The sequence below is a fragment of the Streptomyces sp. YIM S03343 genome, assembly GCF_054729195.1.
This window is the reverse complement of record NZ_JBPUKX010000001.1, coordinates 3,964,402-3,982,162: the sequence shown is the minus strand read 5'-3', so window position 1 is coordinate 3,982,162 and position 17,761 is coordinate 3,964,402. Positions and strand designations below refer to the sequence as shown.

The 17,761-nt window shown below is 70.2% G+C and carries 15 protein-coding genes; 11 read left to right on the top strand and 4 right to left on the bottom strand.

The window, feature by feature from the left end; translation table 11 throughout:
* Positions 1–19: 19 nt before the first annotated feature.
* The 7 genes from ACSYGN_RS17035 to ACSYGN_RS17005 all read left to right on the top strand — a co-directional run bounded on the left by ACSYGN_RS17035 (position 20) and on the right by ACSYGN_RS17005 (position 7,325).
* Positions 20–667: a histidine phosphatase family protein gene (locus tag ACSYGN_RS17035; RefSeq protein ID WP_460403522.1), complete on the top strand. Its 648-nt coding sequence runs from the start codon at positions 20–22 to the stop codon at positions 665–667.
* A 233-nt stretch (positions 668–900) separates the two neighbouring features.
* A complete protein-coding gene (locus ACSYGN_RS17030; RefSeq protein WP_460396479.1) occupies positions 901–2,211 on the top strand; it encodes a polysaccharide deacetylase family protein in 1,311 nt (436 codons plus the stop codon).
* A 76-nt stretch (positions 2,212–2,287) separates the two neighbouring features.
* Positions 2,288–3,037 (top strand): TlpA family protein disulfide reductase, encoded by a 750-nt coding sequence (locus ACSYGN_RS17025; RefSeq protein WP_460396477.1) that lies wholly within the window; start codon positions 2,288–2,290, stop codon positions 3,035–3,037.
* A 10-nt stretch (positions 3,038–3,047) separates the two neighbouring features.
* A complete protein-coding gene (locus ACSYGN_RS17020; protein ID WP_460396475.1) occupies positions 3,048–3,821 on the top strand; it encodes a cytochrome c biogenesis CcdA family protein in 774 nt (257 codons plus the stop codon).
* Positions 3,822–3,825: 4 nt separating this feature from the next.
* Positions 3,826–5,715 (top strand): cytochrome c biogenesis protein ResB, encoded by a 1,890-nt coding sequence (gene resB, locus ACSYGN_RS17015; RefSeq protein WP_460396473.1) that lies wholly within the window; start codon positions 3,826–3,828, stop codon positions 5,713–5,715.
* Positions 5,712–6,845 carry a c-type cytochrome biogenesis protein CcsB gene (ccsB, locus tag ACSYGN_RS17010; RefSeq protein WP_460396471.1) on the top strand — a complete coding sequence of 378 codons (1,134 nt, stop codon included), beginning with the start codon at positions 5,712–5,714 and terminating at the stop codon, positions 6,843–6,845. The genes resB and ccsB overlap by 4 nt, the downstream gene beginning before the upstream one ends.
* A gap of 72 nt (positions 6,846–6,917) precedes the next feature.
* Positions 6,918–7,325: an SRPBCC family protein gene (locus tag ACSYGN_RS17005; protein ID WP_460396469.1), complete on the top strand. Its 408-nt coding sequence runs from the start codon at positions 6,918–6,920 to the stop codon at positions 7,323–7,325.
* A 22-nt stretch (positions 7,326–7,347) separates the two neighbouring features.
* On the opposite strand, the gene ACSYGN_RS17000 is transcribed toward ACSYGN_RS17005, so the two are convergent.
* The 3 genes from ACSYGN_RS17000 to ACSYGN_RS16990 form a co-directional block, all read right to left on the bottom strand.
* Positions 7,348–8,898: a type 1 periplasmic-binding domain-containing protein gene (locus ACSYGN_RS17000; protein ID WP_460396467.1), complete on the bottom strand. Its 1,551-nt coding sequence runs from the start codon at positions 8,896–8,898 to the stop codon at positions 7,348–7,350.
* A gap of 88 nt (positions 8,899–8,986) precedes the next feature.
* Positions 8,987–11,194, bottom strand: coding sequence for a hypothetical protein (locus ACSYGN_RS16995; RefSeq protein WP_460396465.1), 2,208 nt, complete (start codon positions 11,192–11,194; stop codon positions 8,987–8,989).
* Positions 11,195–11,338: 144 nt separating this feature from the next.
* Positions 11,339–12,727: a condensation domain-containing protein gene (locus tag ACSYGN_RS16990; RefSeq protein ID WP_460396463.1), complete on the bottom strand. Its 1,389-nt coding sequence runs from the start codon at positions 12,725–12,727 to the stop codon at positions 11,339–11,341.
* A gap of 309 nt (positions 12,728–13,036) precedes the next feature.
* Between ACSYGN_RS16990 and ACSYGN_RS16985 the strand changes: the two genes are divergently transcribed.
* Positions 13,037–13,804 carry a CDP-alcohol phosphatidyltransferase family protein gene (locus tag ACSYGN_RS16985; RefSeq protein WP_460396461.1) on the top strand — a complete coding sequence of 256 codons (768 nt, stop codon included), beginning with the start codon at positions 13,037–13,039 and terminating at the stop codon, positions 13,802–13,804.
* 70 nt (positions 13,805–13,874) lie between these two features.
* On the opposite strand, the gene ACSYGN_RS16980 is transcribed toward ACSYGN_RS16985, so the two are convergent.
* Positions 13,875–14,369 carry a PLD nuclease N-terminal domain-containing protein gene (locus tag ACSYGN_RS16980; RefSeq protein WP_460396459.1) on the bottom strand — a complete coding sequence of 165 codons (495 nt, stop codon included), beginning with the start codon at positions 14,367–14,369 and terminating at the stop codon, positions 13,875–13,877.
* An 89-nt stretch (positions 14,370–14,458) separates the two neighbouring features.
* Between ACSYGN_RS16980 and ACSYGN_RS16975 the strand changes: the two genes are divergently transcribed.
* The 3 genes from ACSYGN_RS16975 to ACSYGN_RS16965 all read left to right on the top strand — a co-directional run bounded on the left by ACSYGN_RS16975 (position 14,459) and on the right by ACSYGN_RS16965 (position 17,671).
* Positions 14,459–15,910: a menaquinone biosynthesis decarboxylase gene (locus tag ACSYGN_RS16975; RefSeq protein WP_460396457.1), complete on the top strand. Its 1,452-nt coding sequence runs from the start codon at positions 14,459–14,461 to the stop codon at positions 15,908–15,910.
* A 106-nt stretch (positions 15,911–16,016) separates the two neighbouring features.
* Positions 16,017–16,919 (top strand): menaquinone biosynthesis prenyltransferase MqnP, encoded by a 903-nt coding sequence (gene mqnP, locus ACSYGN_RS16970; protein ID WP_460396455.1) that lies wholly within the window; start codon positions 16,017–16,019, stop codon positions 16,917–16,919.
* 101 nt (positions 16,920–17,020) lie between these two features.
* The gene (locus ACSYGN_RS16965) at positions 17,021–17,671 is read left to right on the top strand and encodes a UbiX family flavin prenyltransferase (protein ID WP_460403520.1); all 651 of its coding nucleotides are present in this window, start codon (positions 17,021–17,023) and stop codon (positions 17,669–17,671) included.
* The last annotated feature ends 90 nt before the right edge of the window (positions 17,672–17,761 follow it).

Sequence of the window (17,761 nt, the reverse complement as noted above, 5' to 3'; positions counted from 1 at the left end):
CATCACCGTCGTCCATCTCATGCGGCACGGTGAGGTCGACAACCCCGATGGTGTGCTGTACGGGCGGCTGCCCGGCTACCACCTCTCCGAGCTCGGCCGCCGGATGGCCGACCGCGTCGCCGAGCACCTCGCCGAACGCGATGTCACCCAGGTCATCGCCTCCCCGCTGGAGCGCGCCCAGGAGACCGCGACCCCTATCGCCAAGGCGCACGGGCTCGACATCGGCGCCGACGCCCGGCTGATCGAGGCCGACAACGTCTTCCAGGGCAAGACCTTCGGCGTCGGTGACGGCGCCCTGCGCAACCCCGGGAACTGGAAGTACCTCACCAACCCGTTCAAGCCGTCCTGGGGCGAGCCGTACGTCGACATCGTCGTACGGATGATGCAGGCGCTGGACGCGGCGAGGGACCGGGCGCGCGGGCACGAGGCCGTGCTGGTGAGTCATCAGCTGCCGATCTGGATCGTCCGCTCGTACGTCGAGCGGCGCCGGCTGTGGCACGACCCGCGCAGGCGGCAGTGCACGCTCGCCTCGCTGACGTCCTTCACCTACCGCGGCGACAGGATCGTCTCCGTCGGTTACAGCGAGCCCGCCCGCGATCTCGTCCCCGCCCACCTCCTCTCCGGCGCCAAGCCGGTCAAGGGACAGAGCAAGGCCTTCGGCGCCTGAGGATTCGTAAAAACTGCGTAGTGGCTGCGGCAAGACTCCGTAGCGGCTCCCGGCGCCCGAAACCGCTTGTGAGGCCGTCCACTTGGGACGGCCTCACGCACACGGCCCGACGTTAATACGAATTCGTGACGTACGTTGCCAACCCCGTACCCAACCCCGGAACCTTCCCGATCGTCACGTCCTCTCAATGGGTGACCACAGCGAACTCAGAGAACGTGACGAATCGGGGAACAATGCGCACGCTCACCCGCAGGGGAATGCTCGGGCTCGGTGCCACCGCCGCGGCCGCCGTCGGACTCGCGGCGTGCGGCACCCAGTCCGGCGGCAGTTCCCCGAGCCCCGACGGAAAGAACGACGGCGGTGACGGCAAGAAGTCCGGCCGGCAGTTGTCGAAGCCGATCGGCGACGGCTCCACCGCCTACACCGGCAAGCAGCCCCTCCAGCCCGCCGCCCCCGTGCCGCTGGAGCCGGGTCAGACCCCGCCGCAGTTCGTCGTGTTCTCCTGGGACGGTGCCGGAGAGGTCGGCAACGGGCTCTTCCCGCGCTTCCTGGACCTCGCCAAGGAGCACGGTGCCCATATGACCTTCTTCCTCTCCGGGCTGTATCTGCTGCCCGAGTCGAAGAAGCGCCTCTACAACCCCCCGAACAACCCGCGCGGCGCCTCCGCCATCGGCTATCTCGCCGACGACCACGTCAAGTCCACGCTCACCAACGTCCGCCGTGCCTGGCTGGAGGGCCATGAGATAGGCACCCACTTCAACGGCCACTTCTGCGCCGGCTCCGGCACCGTCGGCAACTGGACGCCCCAGCAGTGGCGCAGCGAGATCGAGCAGGCCAAGTCCTTCGTCAAGAAGTGGCGCACCAACACCGGCTGGACCGAACTGCCGTCGCTGCCCTTCGACTACGACAAGGAACTGGTCGGAGGCCGTACGCCCTGTCTCCTCGGCCAGGACCGGCTGCTGCCCACCGCCCGCTCCCTCGGCTGGCGCTACGACGCCTCCTCGCCCGGCGGCCGTCAGGTCTGGCCGGTGAAGCGGCAGGGGCTCTGGGACTTCCCGCTCCAGCAGGTGCCGTTCCCCGGGCACTCCTTCGAGGTGCTGTCCATGGACTACAACATGCTGGCCAACCAGTCCGTCAACTCCACCAAGGCGCCCGCCTACAACTACCCGGGCTGGCGTACGCAGGCCGCGCAGGCGTACATCTCCGGCTTCCGGCGGGCGTACGAGTCGAACCGGGCGCCGTTCTTCATAGGCAACCACTTCGAGAAGTGGAACGGCGGCATCTACATGGACGCCGTGGAGCAGGCGTTCAAGCACATCGCCCGGGAGAAGGAGAAGGGCGCCGACGTGCGGCTGGTCTCCTTCCGGCAGTTCACCGACTGGATCGACGCGCAGAAGCCGGAGGTGCTGGCCAAGCTGCGCACCCTGGACGTGGGACAGCAGCCCGCCGGGGGCTGGAAGACCTTCCTCGCCGGCACCAAGGCCACGGCCGGCACCGGTACCGGCACCGGTACCGCGAGCTCTGGCACCGGGCAGGGCACCTGACGTGCGGTTTCCGGTGGGTGGGGGCGGGTGAGGGGGGTGCCCAAGATCCGCAGAAGGGGCATGCGAAACTTTTCACATGAGTGCCGCCTGCCGCGCCCCCCTGCGCTCGACCCGCTCGAACTCTGCCGACCACCCCACACACTCCGCACACCCCGAACACCCCGAACACTTCAACCGCACGACCCGCACGACCCGCACGACCCGCACGACCCGCACCGGACGTATCGGCCGGTCCGGCCGCCGTCTCCGCCGCACCGCCCTGCTCGGGGCCGGTGCCGCGCTCGCCGCTCTGGTGCTGTCCGCCTGCGGTTCCGGCGGTGTGTCCGGCGGCGGCGGTGACACCCACTTCGTCACCGGCACCAACGGCGTCGACACCGTCGCGCGCGCCAAGCGGACCGCGGTGCCCGACCTGTCCGGCAAGACCATCGACGGCAAGAGCGCGGACGTCGCCGACTACAAGGGCAAGGTCGTCGTCATCAACGTATGGGGCTCCTGGTGCAGCCCCTGTCGGGCGGAGGGGCCGAACTTCGCGAAGGTCTCCAAGGCGTACGCGGGTCAGGACGTGCAGTTCCTCGGCATCAACACCCGGGACGGCAGCACCACCCCCGCCGTCAACTTCGAGAAGCAGTTCGGCATCACCTACCCGAGCCTCTACGACCCGACCGGCAGGCTGATGCTCCGCTTCGCCAAGGGCACCCTCAACCCGCAGCTCATCCCCTCCACCCTGGTCATCGACCGGAACGGGAAGATCGCGGCGCGAGCCCTGGAGGCGCTCAGCGAGGAGAACCTGGTCAAGATGATCAAACCCGTCCTCGCGGAGAAGTGAGAGACCTGACGTGAGCGCCCTGATGACGCTCGCCGCGGTGACGGGCCGGAACGAGACGGTCTTCAGCGGCGCGCTGCTGCTCGCCCTGCCGGTCGCCGTGCTCGGCGGCCTGGTCTCCTTCTTCTCCCCGTGCGTGCTGCCGCTGGTCCCCGGCTATCTCTCCTACGTCACCGGTGTCACCGGCACCGACCTGGGCGAGGCCCGGCGCGGCCGGATGGTCGCGGGGGCCTCCCTCTTCGTGCTCGGCTTCACCGCCGTCTTCGTCTCCGGCGGCGCGCTGTTCGGCTACTTCGGTGCCACGCTCCAGGAGGAACAGGGCGTCCTGTCCAAGGTGCTCGGCGTCCTGATGATCCTGCTGGGCGTCTTCTTCATGGGGCTGATGCCCTGGCTCACCCAGCGCGAGTTCCGCTTCCACCGGCGGCCGGCGACCGGCCTGGCCGGGGCGCCGGTGCTGGGCGCGCTGTTCGGGATCGGCTGGACGCCCTGCATCGGTCCGACCCTGGCCTCGGTGAACGCGCTCGCGATGAACCAGTCGAGTGCCGGTCGCGGGGCCGTTCTGACCGTCGCCTACTGTGTCGGACTGGGCGTTCCGTTCGTGCTCGCCGCTGTCGCCTTCCGCAAGGCGCTCGGCGCGTTCGGCTGGGTCAAGCGCCACTACGTGTGGGTCATGCGGGCGGGCGGCACGATGATGATCGTCACCGGGCTGCTGCTGCTGACCGGTGCGTGGGATCGACTGGTTCAGGAGATGCAGACCTGGTCCACCGGCTTCACTGTGGGGATCTGACGCGATGACGATGACATCAAGGGGCGACGGCAGCCCGGCAGGGACGGAGACCCCGTCGGCGACGCAGGGGACCCCGCAGGCCGCGGAAACCGTAGAGGCCGTAGAGGTGGCCATAGAGGCCGTAGGGACAGCGGAAGCCACGGCAACACCGCCCGCCCCCGACGACGCCGACCTCGGCGCCGCCGCCTCCCAGCTCTCCACCGCCCCCGATGACGAGCCGCCGAATCTCCCCGCCCTCGGAGTGATCGGCTGGGCCCGCTGGTTCTGGCGGCAGCTCACCTCCATGCGGGTCGCGCTGCTGCTGCTCCTGCTGCTGTCCCTCGCCGCGATCCCCGGCTCCCTGATCCCGCAGACCGGTGCCGACCCCGCCAAGGTCGCCGCCTTCCGCAGCGCCCACAGCACCCTCGCGCCGGTCTACGACAAGCTCGGCATGTTCCACGTCTACAGCTCGGTGTGGTTCTCGGCGATCTACATCCTGCTGTTCGTCTCCCTGATCGGCTGCATCATCCCCCGCGCCTGGCAGTTCACCGGCCAGCTGCGCGGCCGTCCGCCCGCCGCGCCCCGCCGGCTGACCCGGCTGCCCGCCTACACCACCTGGCGCACCGAGGCCGACCCCGAGCAGGTCCGGGAGGCCGCGCTGGCGCTGCTGAAGAAGCGCCGCTTCCGCGCTCATGTCACCGGGGACGCCGTCGCCGCCGAGAAGGGCTATGTCCGCGAACTCGGCAACCTGGTCTTCCACATCGCGCTGATCGTGCTGCTGGTCGCCTTCGCCTGGGGGCAGTTGTACAAGTCCGACGGCAACAAGCTGATCGTCGAGGGCGGCGGCTTCGCCGACACCATCACCCAGTACGACGACTTCAAGTCCGGCAGCCTCTTCACCACCGACGACCTGGTGCCCTTCAGCTTCACCCTGAAGGACTTCAAGGCGACGTACGAGCTGACCGGACCCAACCGCGGCACCCCGCGTACCTTCCAGGCGAGGCTCGCCTACACCAAGGGCGCGTACGGCAAGGCGAAGACCACCACCATCAAGGTCAACGAGCCGCTGAAGATCGGCGACGCCAAGGTCTACCTGGTCAGCCACGGCTACGCCCCCGTCGTCACCGTCCGGGACGGCAAGGGCAAGGTGGTCTACCACGACGCCGTGCCCCTGCTGCCGCTCGACGGCAACGTCACCTCCAACGGCGTGATCAAGGTGATGGACGGCTACAAGGACGCGAAGGGCACGAGCGAACAGCTGGGTGTCCAGGCGTTCTTCCTGCCGACCTACGGCGAAGGCGCCTCGGTGCTGTCGGTGTTCCCCTCGCTGCTCAACCCGGTGCTCAACCTGGCGCCGTACCACGGCGATCTCGGGGTCGACTCCGGTATCCCGCAGAGCGTGTACCAGCTCGACAAGTCGCATCTGAAGTTCTTCGAGAAGTCCGACGGCAGCCAGCTCCGCAAGAACCTCAAGCCCGGCCAGACCCTGACGCTGCCGAACGGCGCCGGTTCGATCACCTTCGAGAAGGAGATCAAGGAATGGGCCGGCTTCGAGATCGTCCAGGAGCCCGGCAGTGAGTGGGCGCTCGCCGGTGCCGTCGCCGCGATCCTCGGCCTGGCGGCGTCCCTGTTCATCCAGCGCCGCCGGGTGTGGGTGCGCGCGCTGCCCGGCCCCGACGGCGTGACCGTCGTCGAGATGGCAGGACTCGGCCGCAGCGAGTCCGCCAAGGTGCCCGAGGAACTGGGTGAGCTCGCGGGAATCCTCTACGACCGGGCACCGGGGGCTCCCGACCCCGCCCCGGAACCCGCCCCGGACCCCACCCCCGACGCCGCCCCTACCCCCGACGACGAACCCGCACCGTCGTCCCCCGACCCCGCGCCCGGAGTCGTACCTGCCGAAGGGACTGAGAAATGACCCTCGCCGCCGCCACCTCTCCAGCGGCCGTGACCGATCTCGCCGCCGCCACCAACGAGCATCTCGCGAGCATCAGCAACACGCTGATCTACTCCGCGATGGCCGTCTACACGCTGGCGTTCTTCGCGTACATCGCGGAGTGGCTGCTCGGCAGCCGCAGCAAGGTCGGCCGCACGGCCGCCGCACTCACCGCCGCACCGAAGAAGGCCGGAGCCGGAACGGCCGCCGGACCGGTTGTCACCGTGCGCAAGGAGGGCGGCGCCACCACCGTCCTGGAGCGGCCCAAGGTGGTCGTGCGCTCGGCGGCCGGCGCCCGTGACGTGCCGGACGGTCCCGGTGCCCACGGCGGCGACGAGCAGGGCGATCTGTACGGGCGGATCGCGGTGTCCCTCACCGTGCTCGCGTTCCTGGTGGAGCTGGGCGGCGTCGTCGCCCGCGCGGCCTCCGTGGAGCGGGCGCCGTGGGGCAACATGTACGAGTTCAACGTCACGTTCTCCACGGTCGCCGTCGGCGTCTATCTCGGGCTGCTCGCGCTGAAGAAGAACGTCCGCTGGCTCGGCCTGTTCCTCATCACCACGGTCCTGCTCGACCTGGGCCTCGCGGTCACCGTCCTCTACACGGCGAGCGACCAGCTCGTCCCGGCGCTGCACTCGTACTGGCTCTACATCCACGTCTCCACCGCGATCTTCTGCGGCGCGGTGTTCTACGTCGGCGCGGTCGCCACGATCCTCTACCTCTTCAAGGACTCGTACGAGACCAAGCTGATCGGCGGCGGCAAGCCCGGCGCCTTCGCGACCTCGGTCCTGGAGCGGCTGCCCGCCTCCGCCTCCCTCGACAAGTTCGCCTACCGCGTCAACGCCGCCGTCTTCCCGCTGTGGACGTTCACGATCATCGCGGGCGCCATCTGGGCGGGCGACGCCTGGGGCCGGTACTGGAACTGGGACCCCAAGGAGACCTGGTCCTTCATCACCTGGGTCGCCTACGCCGGGTATCTGCACGCCCGCGCCACGGCCGGCTGGAAGGGCCGCAAGGCCGCCTACCTCGCGATGATCGCGTTCGGCTGCTGGCTGTTCAACTACTACGGCGTCAACATCTTCGTCTCCGGCAAGCACTCCTACGCGGGCGTCTGACCAGCACCGGAGCCGCGCGGGCCGGTGCCCGGGCGGCGTGCGGAACGCTGCGCCACGGGTCACGCTGGTGTCATGACCGGTTCCATCGAGCAGGGCAGCAGCCAGACCCACGGCAACACGCACATCCTGCATTTCCTGGTGCGGCTGCCCGAGTCCATGGAGGAGGTCTGGCCCGCCCTGGCCACCCCGGCGGGCCTGGCGGGCTGGTTCACCCCGGCCGACGTCCTCGAACCCCGGCTCGGCGGCGCGGTCACCCTGCGGGGACTGGGCAGCGGGCACATCACGGCGTGGGACGTGGAGCGGATCGCCGAGTACACCGTGGACGACGGCGGACGCGTCCGTTTCCATCTGGAGCGGGACGGGGACAGGGCGTGCGTCCTGCGGTTCACCCATGAGTTCCAGGGCGAGGGGGAGTCGGAGTCGAGGTGGAGGGCGCGATTCGAACGCCTGATCGATAGCATGGAGGATCAGGAGGACTAGGAGGACCAGGGGGAGTAGGGGACTAGGACGGCGGCAGGCAGGACTTCCCCGGTGGCTTCCCCTCCGGCCAGGCGATCCGTACGAAGCGTGCGCCGCCCTCCGGGGTCAGCTCCACGATCGGCACCGCCTTGTCGTACGGGTTGCCGTACGTGTCCAGACAGATCCAGCCGCTCGCCCCGTTCACCCGCTGCTGCGACCCATTGATGTGCGGCCACTCGTGGCCGACGTCCGCCAGCAACGGGATCTTCCGCCCCTCCGGCACCGCCTCCCGGATGCCTTGCACGGCCAGTTGGAGGGCGTCGTAGCCGATGATCAGCTGTCCGTCGTCCAGGGCGGTCGTACCGATCGGCCCGACCGGCGTGCGCCCGCTCCTCGCCACCAGCCCCAGCAGCACCTGGGCGTCCGCCGCCGAGCCGCCGGTGGGCGCGGGGTCCTTTGCCCAGGCGTCGGGGTGGGCGAGCGACGCGTAGCGGACGGTGAGGTTGCGGCGCAGGGCGCTGCGGTGCAGGTTCTTGTCCTCGGTCAGGTACGAGCCGGTGTCCCCGGCAAGCACGGTGAACTTCCGCTCCTGGCAGCCTCGTTCGCCCAGCTCGTTGAGGAACTGCACCAGCTGGGTGTGCCGTCCCGCGAACAGGATGGTGTCGGTGTCCGGTGAGGTGTCGCACGCCACATGCGTGATCTGCCGGAAGATGTTCGCGGTGGTGCCGAGCAGATTGCGGTCGGCGGGCGGTGTGAAGGGCTGCGAGAAGCCGGGCGACCCCTTGAGCACCGTGGCGAACGCCTTCTGGAGCGTACGGGTGTACGGGTCGCCGGGCTTGTCGTACACCAGCAGCGCCTTGCCCTTGCCGACTCCGGCGAACGAGGTGAGCGCGCGGGCGAGGTCGGTGTTGGTCGGGGCGACCCTGGCGAGACCGGGGTAAGAGTCCTTGCCGCCCTGTCCGTTGGCCAGGTCGTCCGCGGTGATGGAGGAGCCGACCACCGGGATGCCCAGCCGGGTCAGCTCCTTGACCGCCTTCTTGTTGTTGTCGGTGCTGAGCGCGATCCCCGCGACCGCCCGCAGCCGGTCCCCGCTCTTCGTCATCCCGGCCAGCTGCTCGACCGTCTGCTGCCAATAGTCGCTGGTCGCGCCCGGGTTGGCCAACACCAGCCGGATCGCCGGGGATTCCCCGTTGCCGTCATGGTTGGCGTGGTACTGCCCGAGATAGGCGCCCTGGAGTCCGTGCAGCACATCGCTCACACTGGCCGGGGCGGTGGAGGTGTACGGCAGCATCACGGCGACCGTGACATAACTTCCGGGCACCAGGCGGGCGTTCTCCCCGGTGATCGCGCGCACGGTGTCCCGCAGCTTCGGGTTGCCGAAGTCGTAGTCCGTCGCCGAGACGCCCACGCACTCGGAGCTGCCCGCGGGCCGGTTCACCCCGGGCGCGCAGGACCGGTCGTCGTGCGTGAGCCGCATGGTCAGGACGACGATCCCGGCCACCGCCACAGCCGTTGCCGCCAGGACGAACAGGCGGCGCAGCGGGGTCGCCCAGACGCCCTCGCGCAGCCAAGTCCCCAAGCTCCTGCGTGCCATCACGCCTCCCCCGCTCGCGGTGTTCCGTGGTGTCCGGCCGGTGCCGGGTCGGTGCTGGGCCGGTGCTGGGCCGGTGCTGGGCCGGTGTCTAGCCGTCCGCTCCGTCGTCGCTCTCGTCGTCCTCGTCGTCGTCCCCGTCGTCCCCGTCGTCCCCGTCGTCCCTCTCGTCCAGAGTGTTCGGGTCCGGCAGCGGGCGTCCGGCGAGTGCCGCCTCGTACCAGTCCCGCGAGGCCCGCCACAGCACCGCGTTGCCCGCGGGCCGCAGATTGGAGAGCTGCTCCAGCTCGAAGCGCAGCCGGTCGGCGACCTTCGGGTCGGGCAGCACCAGTGGGTCGGACAGCTGCCACATCGCGTACAGCAACCGCCTTACCCGGCGATGCAGTTCGGCGTCGGCCTCGGTGTCGATGTCGTTCGGCAGCGGCAGCCGGGCGTCGGTCCGGCCGAGCGCCACGGCGGTCCGCCGGTCGCCCCGGCCCGCGAAGTCGTGGCCCTCGTCGTCGTGGGCATGGATGTACGGCGCCGACGCCACGAACCGCAGGGTGCGCAGCCAGGCCCGGGCGTCCAGGGTGTGGAAGGTGGCGCGCAGCCGGGCGACCGCGGACTCCGTGCGGCCCAAGGCGAGTTCATGGTGCAGCCGGAACGCGTCCGAGGCGTCCGGCGGCCCGTCGGACGGCGCATAGTGCGCGATCAGCGTCTCGTGGGCGGTGCGCCAGCGCGCGTGGTCCGTGTCGGCGAGGTGCAGCCTCAGCAGCAGCAGGGTCCGTACGAAGGGATCGCCGACGAACTGGCCCGGGGCGCCCGGCAGTCCCTCCTGGGCGAGCCGGTTCTGGACGGCCCGCACCGCCGCCGGGCCGAAGTCGTCGGGGAGCAGCGCGGCGGCCAACGCGCGGGCAGAGCCGTGGTCGTGGGCGGCGGCCAGCACGGTCAGCTCGTCGAGCCGGTCGGCGGGCACCAGTCTGCCGAGGAGTTCGGCGTAGGCGGGGGAGCCCTCGTGGTCCCGGTCGTCCCCGTCGTCACCGTCATCCCTGCGGTCGTCGCTCGGGCGTAAGCGCGCGGTGAGCAGGTCGCCCAGGGTGGCCGCCCTCGGCAGGTGCTGGGCCGCGGACTCGGCGAGCAGGACGATGCCGAGCGGGCTGCCGCCGGTCAGCCGGTGGACGGCGTGCGGGAGTTGGGGTGGTACCAGGACACCGGCGCAGATGGCACCGACGATGTGCAGGGTGTCGTCGGGGGTCAGCGGCGGCAGCGACACGAGCAGGGCGCGGGAGAACGGCTCGGCGGCGTCGGGTCTCCAGCGGGTCTGCCGGGCCACCTCGGGCAGGGTGCGGCGGGCGGCGCCGCGCAGCAGGGTCCGTCCGTCGCCGCGCAGTGCCGCGACGAAGGCCGTCCGGTCGGTGATCCCGTCGGCGCGGTCGCGCAGTACGGCCGTCATGAACCCGCGCCCGGCGGGGGCCTGTACGTCGTCGAGGAGGACAAGGGGCCGCCCGAGCCGCCGCATCCGGGGCAGTACCCCGGTGTAGGCGTCCGTGAGGTCGGTGAGCAGGGCCCGCACCAGATACCGCTCGGCGTGCTCCCGGGACGGGCCGTCGGCCCGGAAGTGGGCGGAGAGCAGGAGCAGCCCGCGCTGCGCGTGGTCGCCGGCGTTGGGATAGGTCCGGTACCAGACCGACGCCTTCTGGTGGCGCCGGTTCGTGAAGCCCTCGGCGACCGACTCCAGGGTCGCCTCGATCGCCCCGGCCAGGAACGGTCCGCTGCCGGTCGCCGCCGCGACCACCTTGGCGGCCACCTTCCCGGCCCACCGCCCGGCGAAGCCGATGCGTGTGCCGCCCTCGTTCAGCAGCAGGATCCGCTGGACCTCGCGCCGGATCCGCTCCGAGTCGGCGTCGCCCCAGCCGCCCGCCGCCACCGCCACCAGCCCCGTCATCAGCCGCGGGAAGACGATCCGACCGGCTCCGGTCACCGGTTCCGCGAGTTGCTCGGCGAGCACCAGCAGCGCCTGCGCCACCGGCGACCAGGACTCGGCGGGCCGGTCGGCGGGCGGCGCCGCGAACTGCCCGTCCGCACAGTCGATCAGGGCGACCGGGGTGTGCCCCTCGTAGGCGGCCCGCAGCTCCCGGAGCACCGCGCTCTTGCCGAGTCCGCGTGCCCCGGTCAGCACGACGAACGGCGGCTCCTCGGGGGGCTTGTGCTCCAGCGGATGCTCGCGGTGCTGGTACGGGCGCAGGCCCACCAGCCGTGGCGCGAGACCCGCCGGGTCCGTATCGAAGAGAGCCCCCCGTCCGTGCAGCTGTCTGTCCAACGCAGCCCCCCTCGACCTCAGTGTAGGAAGAGGGGAGTTGTTCCGGAACGTAGCGGATGGTGTCCGTTGTGTTACGAACACGTTGTGGCGACGGGCGTCACCGTTCCGCGTCAACTCCTGTGTGCTGCAAGGAAATTGGCGGTGTCAGGGCTTCGCCTGCCCCGGCGTGGAGAGGATCATGTCCCGTAGCTGCTCCGCGTACAGCCGCATGCTCTTGAGCGCGGCGTCGTTGAGCGGGTAGCGGCAGGCGAACCACAGGCCCTCGTGGACCCGGTTGACCCATACGCATACCTGGTCGCCGTACGACACCCGGACCACGCCGTAGGTCTTGAGGTCGGTCCACTCCCGCGAGCCCGGCAGATCGCGGGCGTCGAGGTAGGAGACGATCGAGTACAGGTCGGGCGAGGTGGGGCGAAAGTCCGTGCCGAGCAGCCGCAGCACCCGGCCCAGCGGCATGCGCGCGAGCAGCCGGTTGGCCTTCAGCTCGGCGCGTACGGTGCGCATCGCGGTGGGGAGGTCGGGCGCGGCCGGGATCTCGATCGGGGCGCCGCCGACGTACCAGCCCACCGAGTCCGTCCAGCGCGACTTGACCCGGGTGTGGAACGGCACCACCGTGCGGTACACGGGTGCGCCGCCGATCCGGTTCACGATGAGGCTGGTCGCGGCCAGCACCCCGACCTGGCTGCCGCCGTAGGGGCGGCAGAACTCCTCGAAGGCGGCAGCGGCGTCGGCGTCCACCAGCATGTGGTGCATCACGCCCTGCTGGGGCAGCGGACCGCCCGGCTCCAGACCGAGGTCGACGGGGAAGGCCGGCAGCCGTCCGTCGTTGCGGAGGATGAACTCCCGCCAGTGGGCGATGATTTCGTGGTCCTCGTCGATGGCGTCCGCGTCCGTCCGCTCCAGATCGGCGAAGTCGACGTAGCTGGCCACCGGCGGCTGAGTCACGGAGACCCCGCCGGCGTGGGCGTCGTAGCGCTCGCGGATCTCGGCGGGCAGCCGCTGGAGGGAGTACGCGTCGACGTTGCTGTGGTCGAAGGCGAGGTACACGCTGGCGCTGTCGTCCCGGACGACCACCGTGTAGAGGTAGTTGGGCCAGTCGAGGGCGCTCGCCGCCACGTCGAACCGGTCCTGGAGGTACTGGACCAGCTCAGCGGCGTCGGTGAACTCGCCGACCTCGGTGCGTTTCAGGGTCACCGCGTCCGCGTCCAGGGTGAACCGGCTCATCTCGTCCCCGGTCCAGCGGAAGCCGCTGCGCAGCGTCTCGTGGCGGACGGTCCAGTCGAACAGCGCCCGCTCCAGCGCGTCGAGGTCGACCCGCCCCGGGATGTCGAAGCACACCGCGAGCCAGGTCGGCACGACCAGGCCGTCCTCGTGGACCGACCGGGCGGTCCTGATGTGCGATTCCTGGATGTACGCGGGAGGCCGCGTGTCGGCGGGCAGGTGTTCGGCCGTGGCGACGGACGCCGGACTCAGTGCCCATTCGACCAGCGTCCCGGGCCGGACTTCGCAGCTCTGGATATCGGTCATTCGCATACGGAGCCTCCGTCGGCAAACGGGACGTAGTCGATCAAACGTAAGCATCGTTACTAAACGGGGATATTCAGGGACCCGATATCTACGCCGTTCGGGTGATTCCTCAGACGATTACTCGAATATGGGAGCGAATGAGGGAGTGAACAGGGGGCGAGGACGGGGCGAGGATGGGACTGATCAATTGGCCCTGCGTCAGAGGGGCGATCGGGGCGATCGGCGGGCGCCCGTAAGTGATTCGGTCTGATCATTCCTCGGTACGCTGGCCCGATCACCGGACCAGTCAGGCCCGGGCGGGTGGGAGGAACGGTCATGGTTGCCGCACCGGTTCTGGAGGAGCTTCGGGAGGTCTGCCAGCCGCAGGCCAAGCTGGCGAGCCGCAACGGCGAGCACTGGGCGGGACGCCTCTACATGCGCCGTATCTCCCTCCGCCTCACCCGCCAGCTCGTGCGCACCCCGGTCACCCCGGACCAGCTGACCTGGACCATGGTGGTGTGCGGGATCGCCGCGGGCGCCGCCCTGATGATCCCGGGCCTCGCGGGCGCCGTGCTCGCCGTGGTCCTGATGCAGCTCTTCCTGCTCTTCGACTGCGTGGACGGCGAAGTCGCCCGCTGGAAGGGCCAGAACAGCGCGACCGGCATCTATGTCGACCGCCTCGGCGCCTACTTGGCCGACGCGGCGCTCCTCGTCGGCGCCGGATTCCGCGCGGCCCACCCCGGATACGGCGGCTGGCTGTCGCTCGGCATCGCCACCGCGCTCGGCGTCGTCCTGCTGAAGGCGTCGACCGACCTCGTCGACGTGGCCCGGGCCCGCCGCGGTCTCGGTGTCGCCGACGACGAGGCCACCCGCCCGCGCTCCGAGGGCGTGGCGACCGTGCGGAAGCTCGCGGCGGCCTTCAAGATCCACCGGGTGACCAACGGCATCGAGGCGTCACTCGTCCTCCTCGCGGCCGCGATCGCCGACACCGCGACCGGCGGCATCGACCCGACCCGCTGGGCCCTGGCCGCACTGGCCGCCATCACCTGGGTGATGGTCCCGGCCCACCTGCTGTCGATCCTGTCGTCGTCCCGGCTCCGCTGAACCCTTCGGACCCCGCCGAGCTCAGGGCGAGTGGCGAGTGGAGGCCGGGGCGAGTGGCGAGTGGAGGCCGTCAGGAATCGCCGGGCCCGTCTCCCCGCTCCCGGCGGCGCAGTTCCTCCTCGCGGCGGCGCAGGTCGGCCTCCCACTCCTTGAGCATGGCCTCGTCCTGCGTGGCTTCCGTGGCGTCCCCGGCCTGCGTGGGGTCCTCGTCCGCCTCGGCGGGGCCCTTGCCGGGGCCGTCGACCGGGCCGTCGATGGGGCCCTTGTCGGCCTTGAGGGACTTCAGGAACTCCGGATTGTCGTCAGGCGCGATCCAGTTCGTACCCGCGCCGGAACCGGGAGTTCCGGCCTGGCCACCGGACTGGACACCGTCCGCCGGGACGGCGCGGCGGCCCAGGAACAGCCAGGCGAGCGGCCCGACGATGATCTCGCCGAACACCAGGATGATGACGATCCAGACCATCTTCGGCAGCCCCCGCACCTCTTCCTCAGGAGTGTTGAGGCAGTCCACGAGGGCGTAGATCATCAACGCCAGGACCAGCAGGACGGGCAGAATCCTCAGCATGGCCGTGCAATCCCCCCAGGGGTGGGCGACGGGGCGTGGGACGGCCCCGGTGACAAGCCAAGGTTAGTGGCTGACAGATACTGGACGACATGGCTTACGACGATCTTCGCGCCCTGCTCAGGGCGCTGGAGCGCGAGGGAGACCTCAAGCGCATCAAGGCCGAGGTGGACCCGTACCTGGAGGTCGGGGAGATCGTCGACCGGGTGCAGAAATCCGGCGGTCCCGCGCTGCTCTTCGAAAACGTGAAGGGCTCCGCGATGCCCCTCGCGATGAATGTCTTCGGCACCGACCGCCGCCTGCTCAAGGCGCTCGGCCTCACCTCGTACGGCGACATCAGCGAGAAGATCGGCGGGCTGCTGCGCCCCGAACTGCCGCACGGCTTCGTCGGGGTGCGCGAGGCGTTCGGCAAGCTCGGCGCGATGGCGCACGTACCGCCGAGGAAGGTCAAGGACGCCCCGGTGCAGGAAGTCGTCCTGCACGGCGACGACGTGGACCTCCACCAGCTCCCCGCGCTGTTCACCTGGCCGCAGGACGGCGGCTCGTTCTTCAACCTCGGGCTCACCCACACCAAGGACCCGGAGAGCGGGATCCGCAACCTCGGCCTCTACCGGCTCCAGCGGCACGACCGCCGCACCATCGGCATGCACTGGCAGATCCACAAGGACAGCCGCAACCACTACCAGGTCGCCGCCCGGCGCGGGGAGCGGCTGCCCGTCGCGATCGCCTTCGGCTGCCCGCCCGCTGTGACATACGCCTCCACCGCCCCTCTCCCCGGCGACATCGACGAGTACCTGTTCGCCGGTTTCATCGCGGGCAAGCGCATCGAGATGGTCGACTGCAAGACCGTGCCGCTCCAGGTCCCGGCCAACGCCGAGGTCGTGCTGGAGGGCTGGCTGGAGCCCGGCGAGATGCGCCCGGAGGGGCCCTTCGGCGACCACACCGGGTTCTACACACCCCAGGAGCCGTTCCCCGCGCTGACCATCGACTGCGTGACCATGCGGAAGCGGCCGCTGCTCCAGTCGATCGTGGTCGGCCGCCCGCCGACCGAGGACGGCCCGCTGGGCCGCGCCACCGAGCGGTTCTTCCTCCCCCTCCTCAAGATCATCGTGCCGGACATCGTGGACTACCACCTCCCCGAGGCCGGCGGCTTCCACAACTGCGCGATCGTGTCGATCGAGAAGAAGTACCCCAAGCACGCCCAGAAGGTGATGCACGCCGTCTGGGGGGCGCACATGATGTCCCTGACCAAGCTGATCGTCGTCGTCGACTCCGACTGCGACGTCCACGATCTGCACGAGGTCGCCTGGCGCGCGCTCGGCAACACGGACTACGCCCGCGACCTCTCGGTCGTGGAAGGCCCCGTCGACCATCTCGACCACGCCTCCTACCAGCAGTTCTGGGGCGGCAAGGCGGGCATCGACGCGACGAGGAAGTGGCCCGAGGAGGGGTACACACGGGACGGCGGCTGGCCCGACATGGTGCTGTCCGACCCGGAGACGGCGGCGACGGTCGACCGCCGGTGGAAGGAGTACGGCCTGTGAACGGAGTACGGGCTTTGAACGCGCACGTTGTGACGACGGCGCCGTACGGCGCGGAGGCGGGCGTAGCGTACCGCCACGGGACCAGGACGGAGCAGGAGCACAACCGGTGACCAGCGCATCCGCGGCGATCCCGCAGCCAGGACGCACCAAGGCCTTCCTCCGCCTGGTGATGATCGAGCACTCCGTCTTCGCGCTGCCCTTCGCCTACATCGCGGCGCTGACCGCGATGTTCCAGAAAGACGGCAACATCCACTGGGGCCGGCTGCTGCTGGTCACCGTCTGCATGGTGGGCCTGCGTACCTTCGCGATGGCCGTCAACCGCATCATCGACCGCGAGATCGACGCCCGTAACCCCCGCACCGCGCACCGCGAACTGGTCACCGGCGCCATGTCCGTACGGCACGCCTGGACCGGCGCGCTGATCGCGGTCGTGATCTTCCTGGGCTCGGCGGCGCTGCTCAACCCGCTGTGCCTGGCCCTGGCCCCCGTCGCCGTGATCCCCATGGTGATCTACCCGTACGGCAAGCGGTTCACCAACTACCCGCAGGCCATCCTCGGTCTCGCCCAGGCCATGGGCCCGGTCGGCGGCTGGCTGGCGATCACCGGGGAGTGGTCCTGGGACGCGGTGATCCTGGGGCTGGCCGTGGGCATATGGATCGGCGGCTTCGATCTGATCTACGCCTGCCAGGACGTCGAGACCGACCGGGCGATCGGCGTCATGTCGGTCCCGGCCCGCTTCGGCATCCCGGCGGCGATCCGCGCGGCGCGCGTGTGCCACGTGATCACCACGGCCCTGTTCGTCTGGTACGCCCTCGCCACCGGCGCCGGTACCTTCTTCTGGCTGGGCCTGGTGATCGTCGCGGCGGCATTCGGCTACGAGCACTCGATCGTCCGCCCGCACGACCTGTCACGCCTGAACAGGGCGTTCTTCAGCGTCAACGGCTTCATCGGCATCGCGCTTTTCGTCTGCGCCCTGCTGGACCTGCTGGTGAGGGGCCTGACGATGTGAGGGCGCACCGTATGCCCTCTTGTGCCCGGGGAGCCGACTGTCCTGAACACTCTCCGTGTCCCCGGTAGGCTCAAGGTGTGAACGCAGGAGAAAAGCAGCGCGTGCCTTGGATCGTGGGGGTGTCCGGGGCGTCCGGGACGCCCTATGCCGCCGCCGTCCTGCGTGCGCTGCTCGACGCCGGGGAGGGCGTCGACCTGGTGGTCAGCCGGGCCTCGCGGCTCACCCTGCTCGACGAGACATGCATCTCCTTCCGGGACGCCCACTGGCGGGAGGACCTGGGGGAGTGGCTGGCGCGCGGCGCGGACGGCAAGCCGGGGACCTACGACCCGGACCTCACCGGCGTGCGCTACTGGAACGCCGGTGACCTGGCCGCCGGGCCGTCCTCGGGGTCGTACCCCACCAAAGGCATGCTGATCGTGCCCGCCTCCACGGCCTGCGTGGCCGGGGTCGCGCTGGGGCTCTCCAAGGATCTGCTCCAGCGGGTCGCGAGTGTGACCCTCAAGGAGGGCCGCAAGCTCGTGGTCGCCGTACGGGAGACCCCGCTGAACGGCCAGACGCTACGGCACCTGGTGGCGCTGGACGACGCCGGTGCGACCGTGCTGCCCGCCTCGCCGGGGTTCTACGCGGGCGCCACACACATCCAGGACCTTGTCGACTTCGTCGCCGGACGTGTCCTCGACGCGGTGGGCGTACCGCACCGGCTCTACCACCGCTGGGAGGGGGAACTCGGCGGCGGGTCCGGCCCGTCCTGAGAACCCGTTCGGCGTTCCCCGTAGCTCCTCGTTCCTCGCACCTCGCACCTCGCTCCACGTTCCACGTTCTCTGGCTCTTCGCTCTTCGCA

Excerpts from the sequence above, each read along its gene's own strand:
- ACSYGN_RS17025 (WP_460396477.1), top strand. The coding sequence starts at position 2,288 with ATGAGTGCCGCCTGCCGCGCCCCCCTGCGCTCGACCCGCTCGAACTCT.
- ACSYGN_RS16990 (WP_460396463.1), bottom strand. The coding sequence starts at position 12,727 with ATGCGAATGACCGATATCCAGAGCTGCGAAGTCCGGCCCGGGACGCTG.
- resB (WP_460396473.1), top strand. The coding sequence starts at position 3,826 with ATGACGATGACATCAAGGGGCGACGGCAGCCCGGCAGGGACGGAGACC.
- ACSYGN_RS16985 (WP_460396461.1), top strand. The coding sequence starts at position 13,037 with ATGGTTGCCGCACCGGTTCTGGAGGAGCTTCGGGAGGTCTGCCAGCCG.
- ACSYGN_RS17005 (WP_460396469.1), top strand. The coding sequence starts at position 6,918 with ATGACCGGTTCCATCGAGCAGGGCAGCAGCCAGACCCACGGCAACACG.
- ACSYGN_RS16975 (WP_460396457.1), top strand. The coding sequence starts at position 14,459 with ATGGCTTACGACGATCTTCGCGCCCTGCTCAGGGCGCTGGAGCGCGAG.
- ACSYGN_RS17035 (WP_460403522.1), top strand. The coding sequence starts at position 20 with ATGCGGCACGGTGAGGTCGACAACCCCGATGGTGTGCTGTACGGGCGG.
- ccsB (WP_460396471.1), top strand. The coding sequence starts at position 5,712 with ATGACCCTCGCCGCCGCCACCTCTCCAGCGGCCGTGACCGATCTCGCC.
- ACSYGN_RS16980 (WP_460396459.1), bottom strand. The coding sequence starts at position 14,369 with ATGCTGAGGATTCTGCCCGTCCTGCTGGTCCTGGCGTTGATGATCTAC.
- ACSYGN_RS17030 (WP_460396479.1), top strand. The coding sequence starts at position 901 with ATGCGCACGCTCACCCGCAGGGGAATGCTCGGGCTCGGTGCCACCGCC.
- ACSYGN_RS17000 (WP_460396467.1), bottom strand. The coding sequence starts at position 8,898 with ATGGCACGCAGGAGCTTGGGGACTTGGCTGCGCGAGGGCGTCTGGGCG.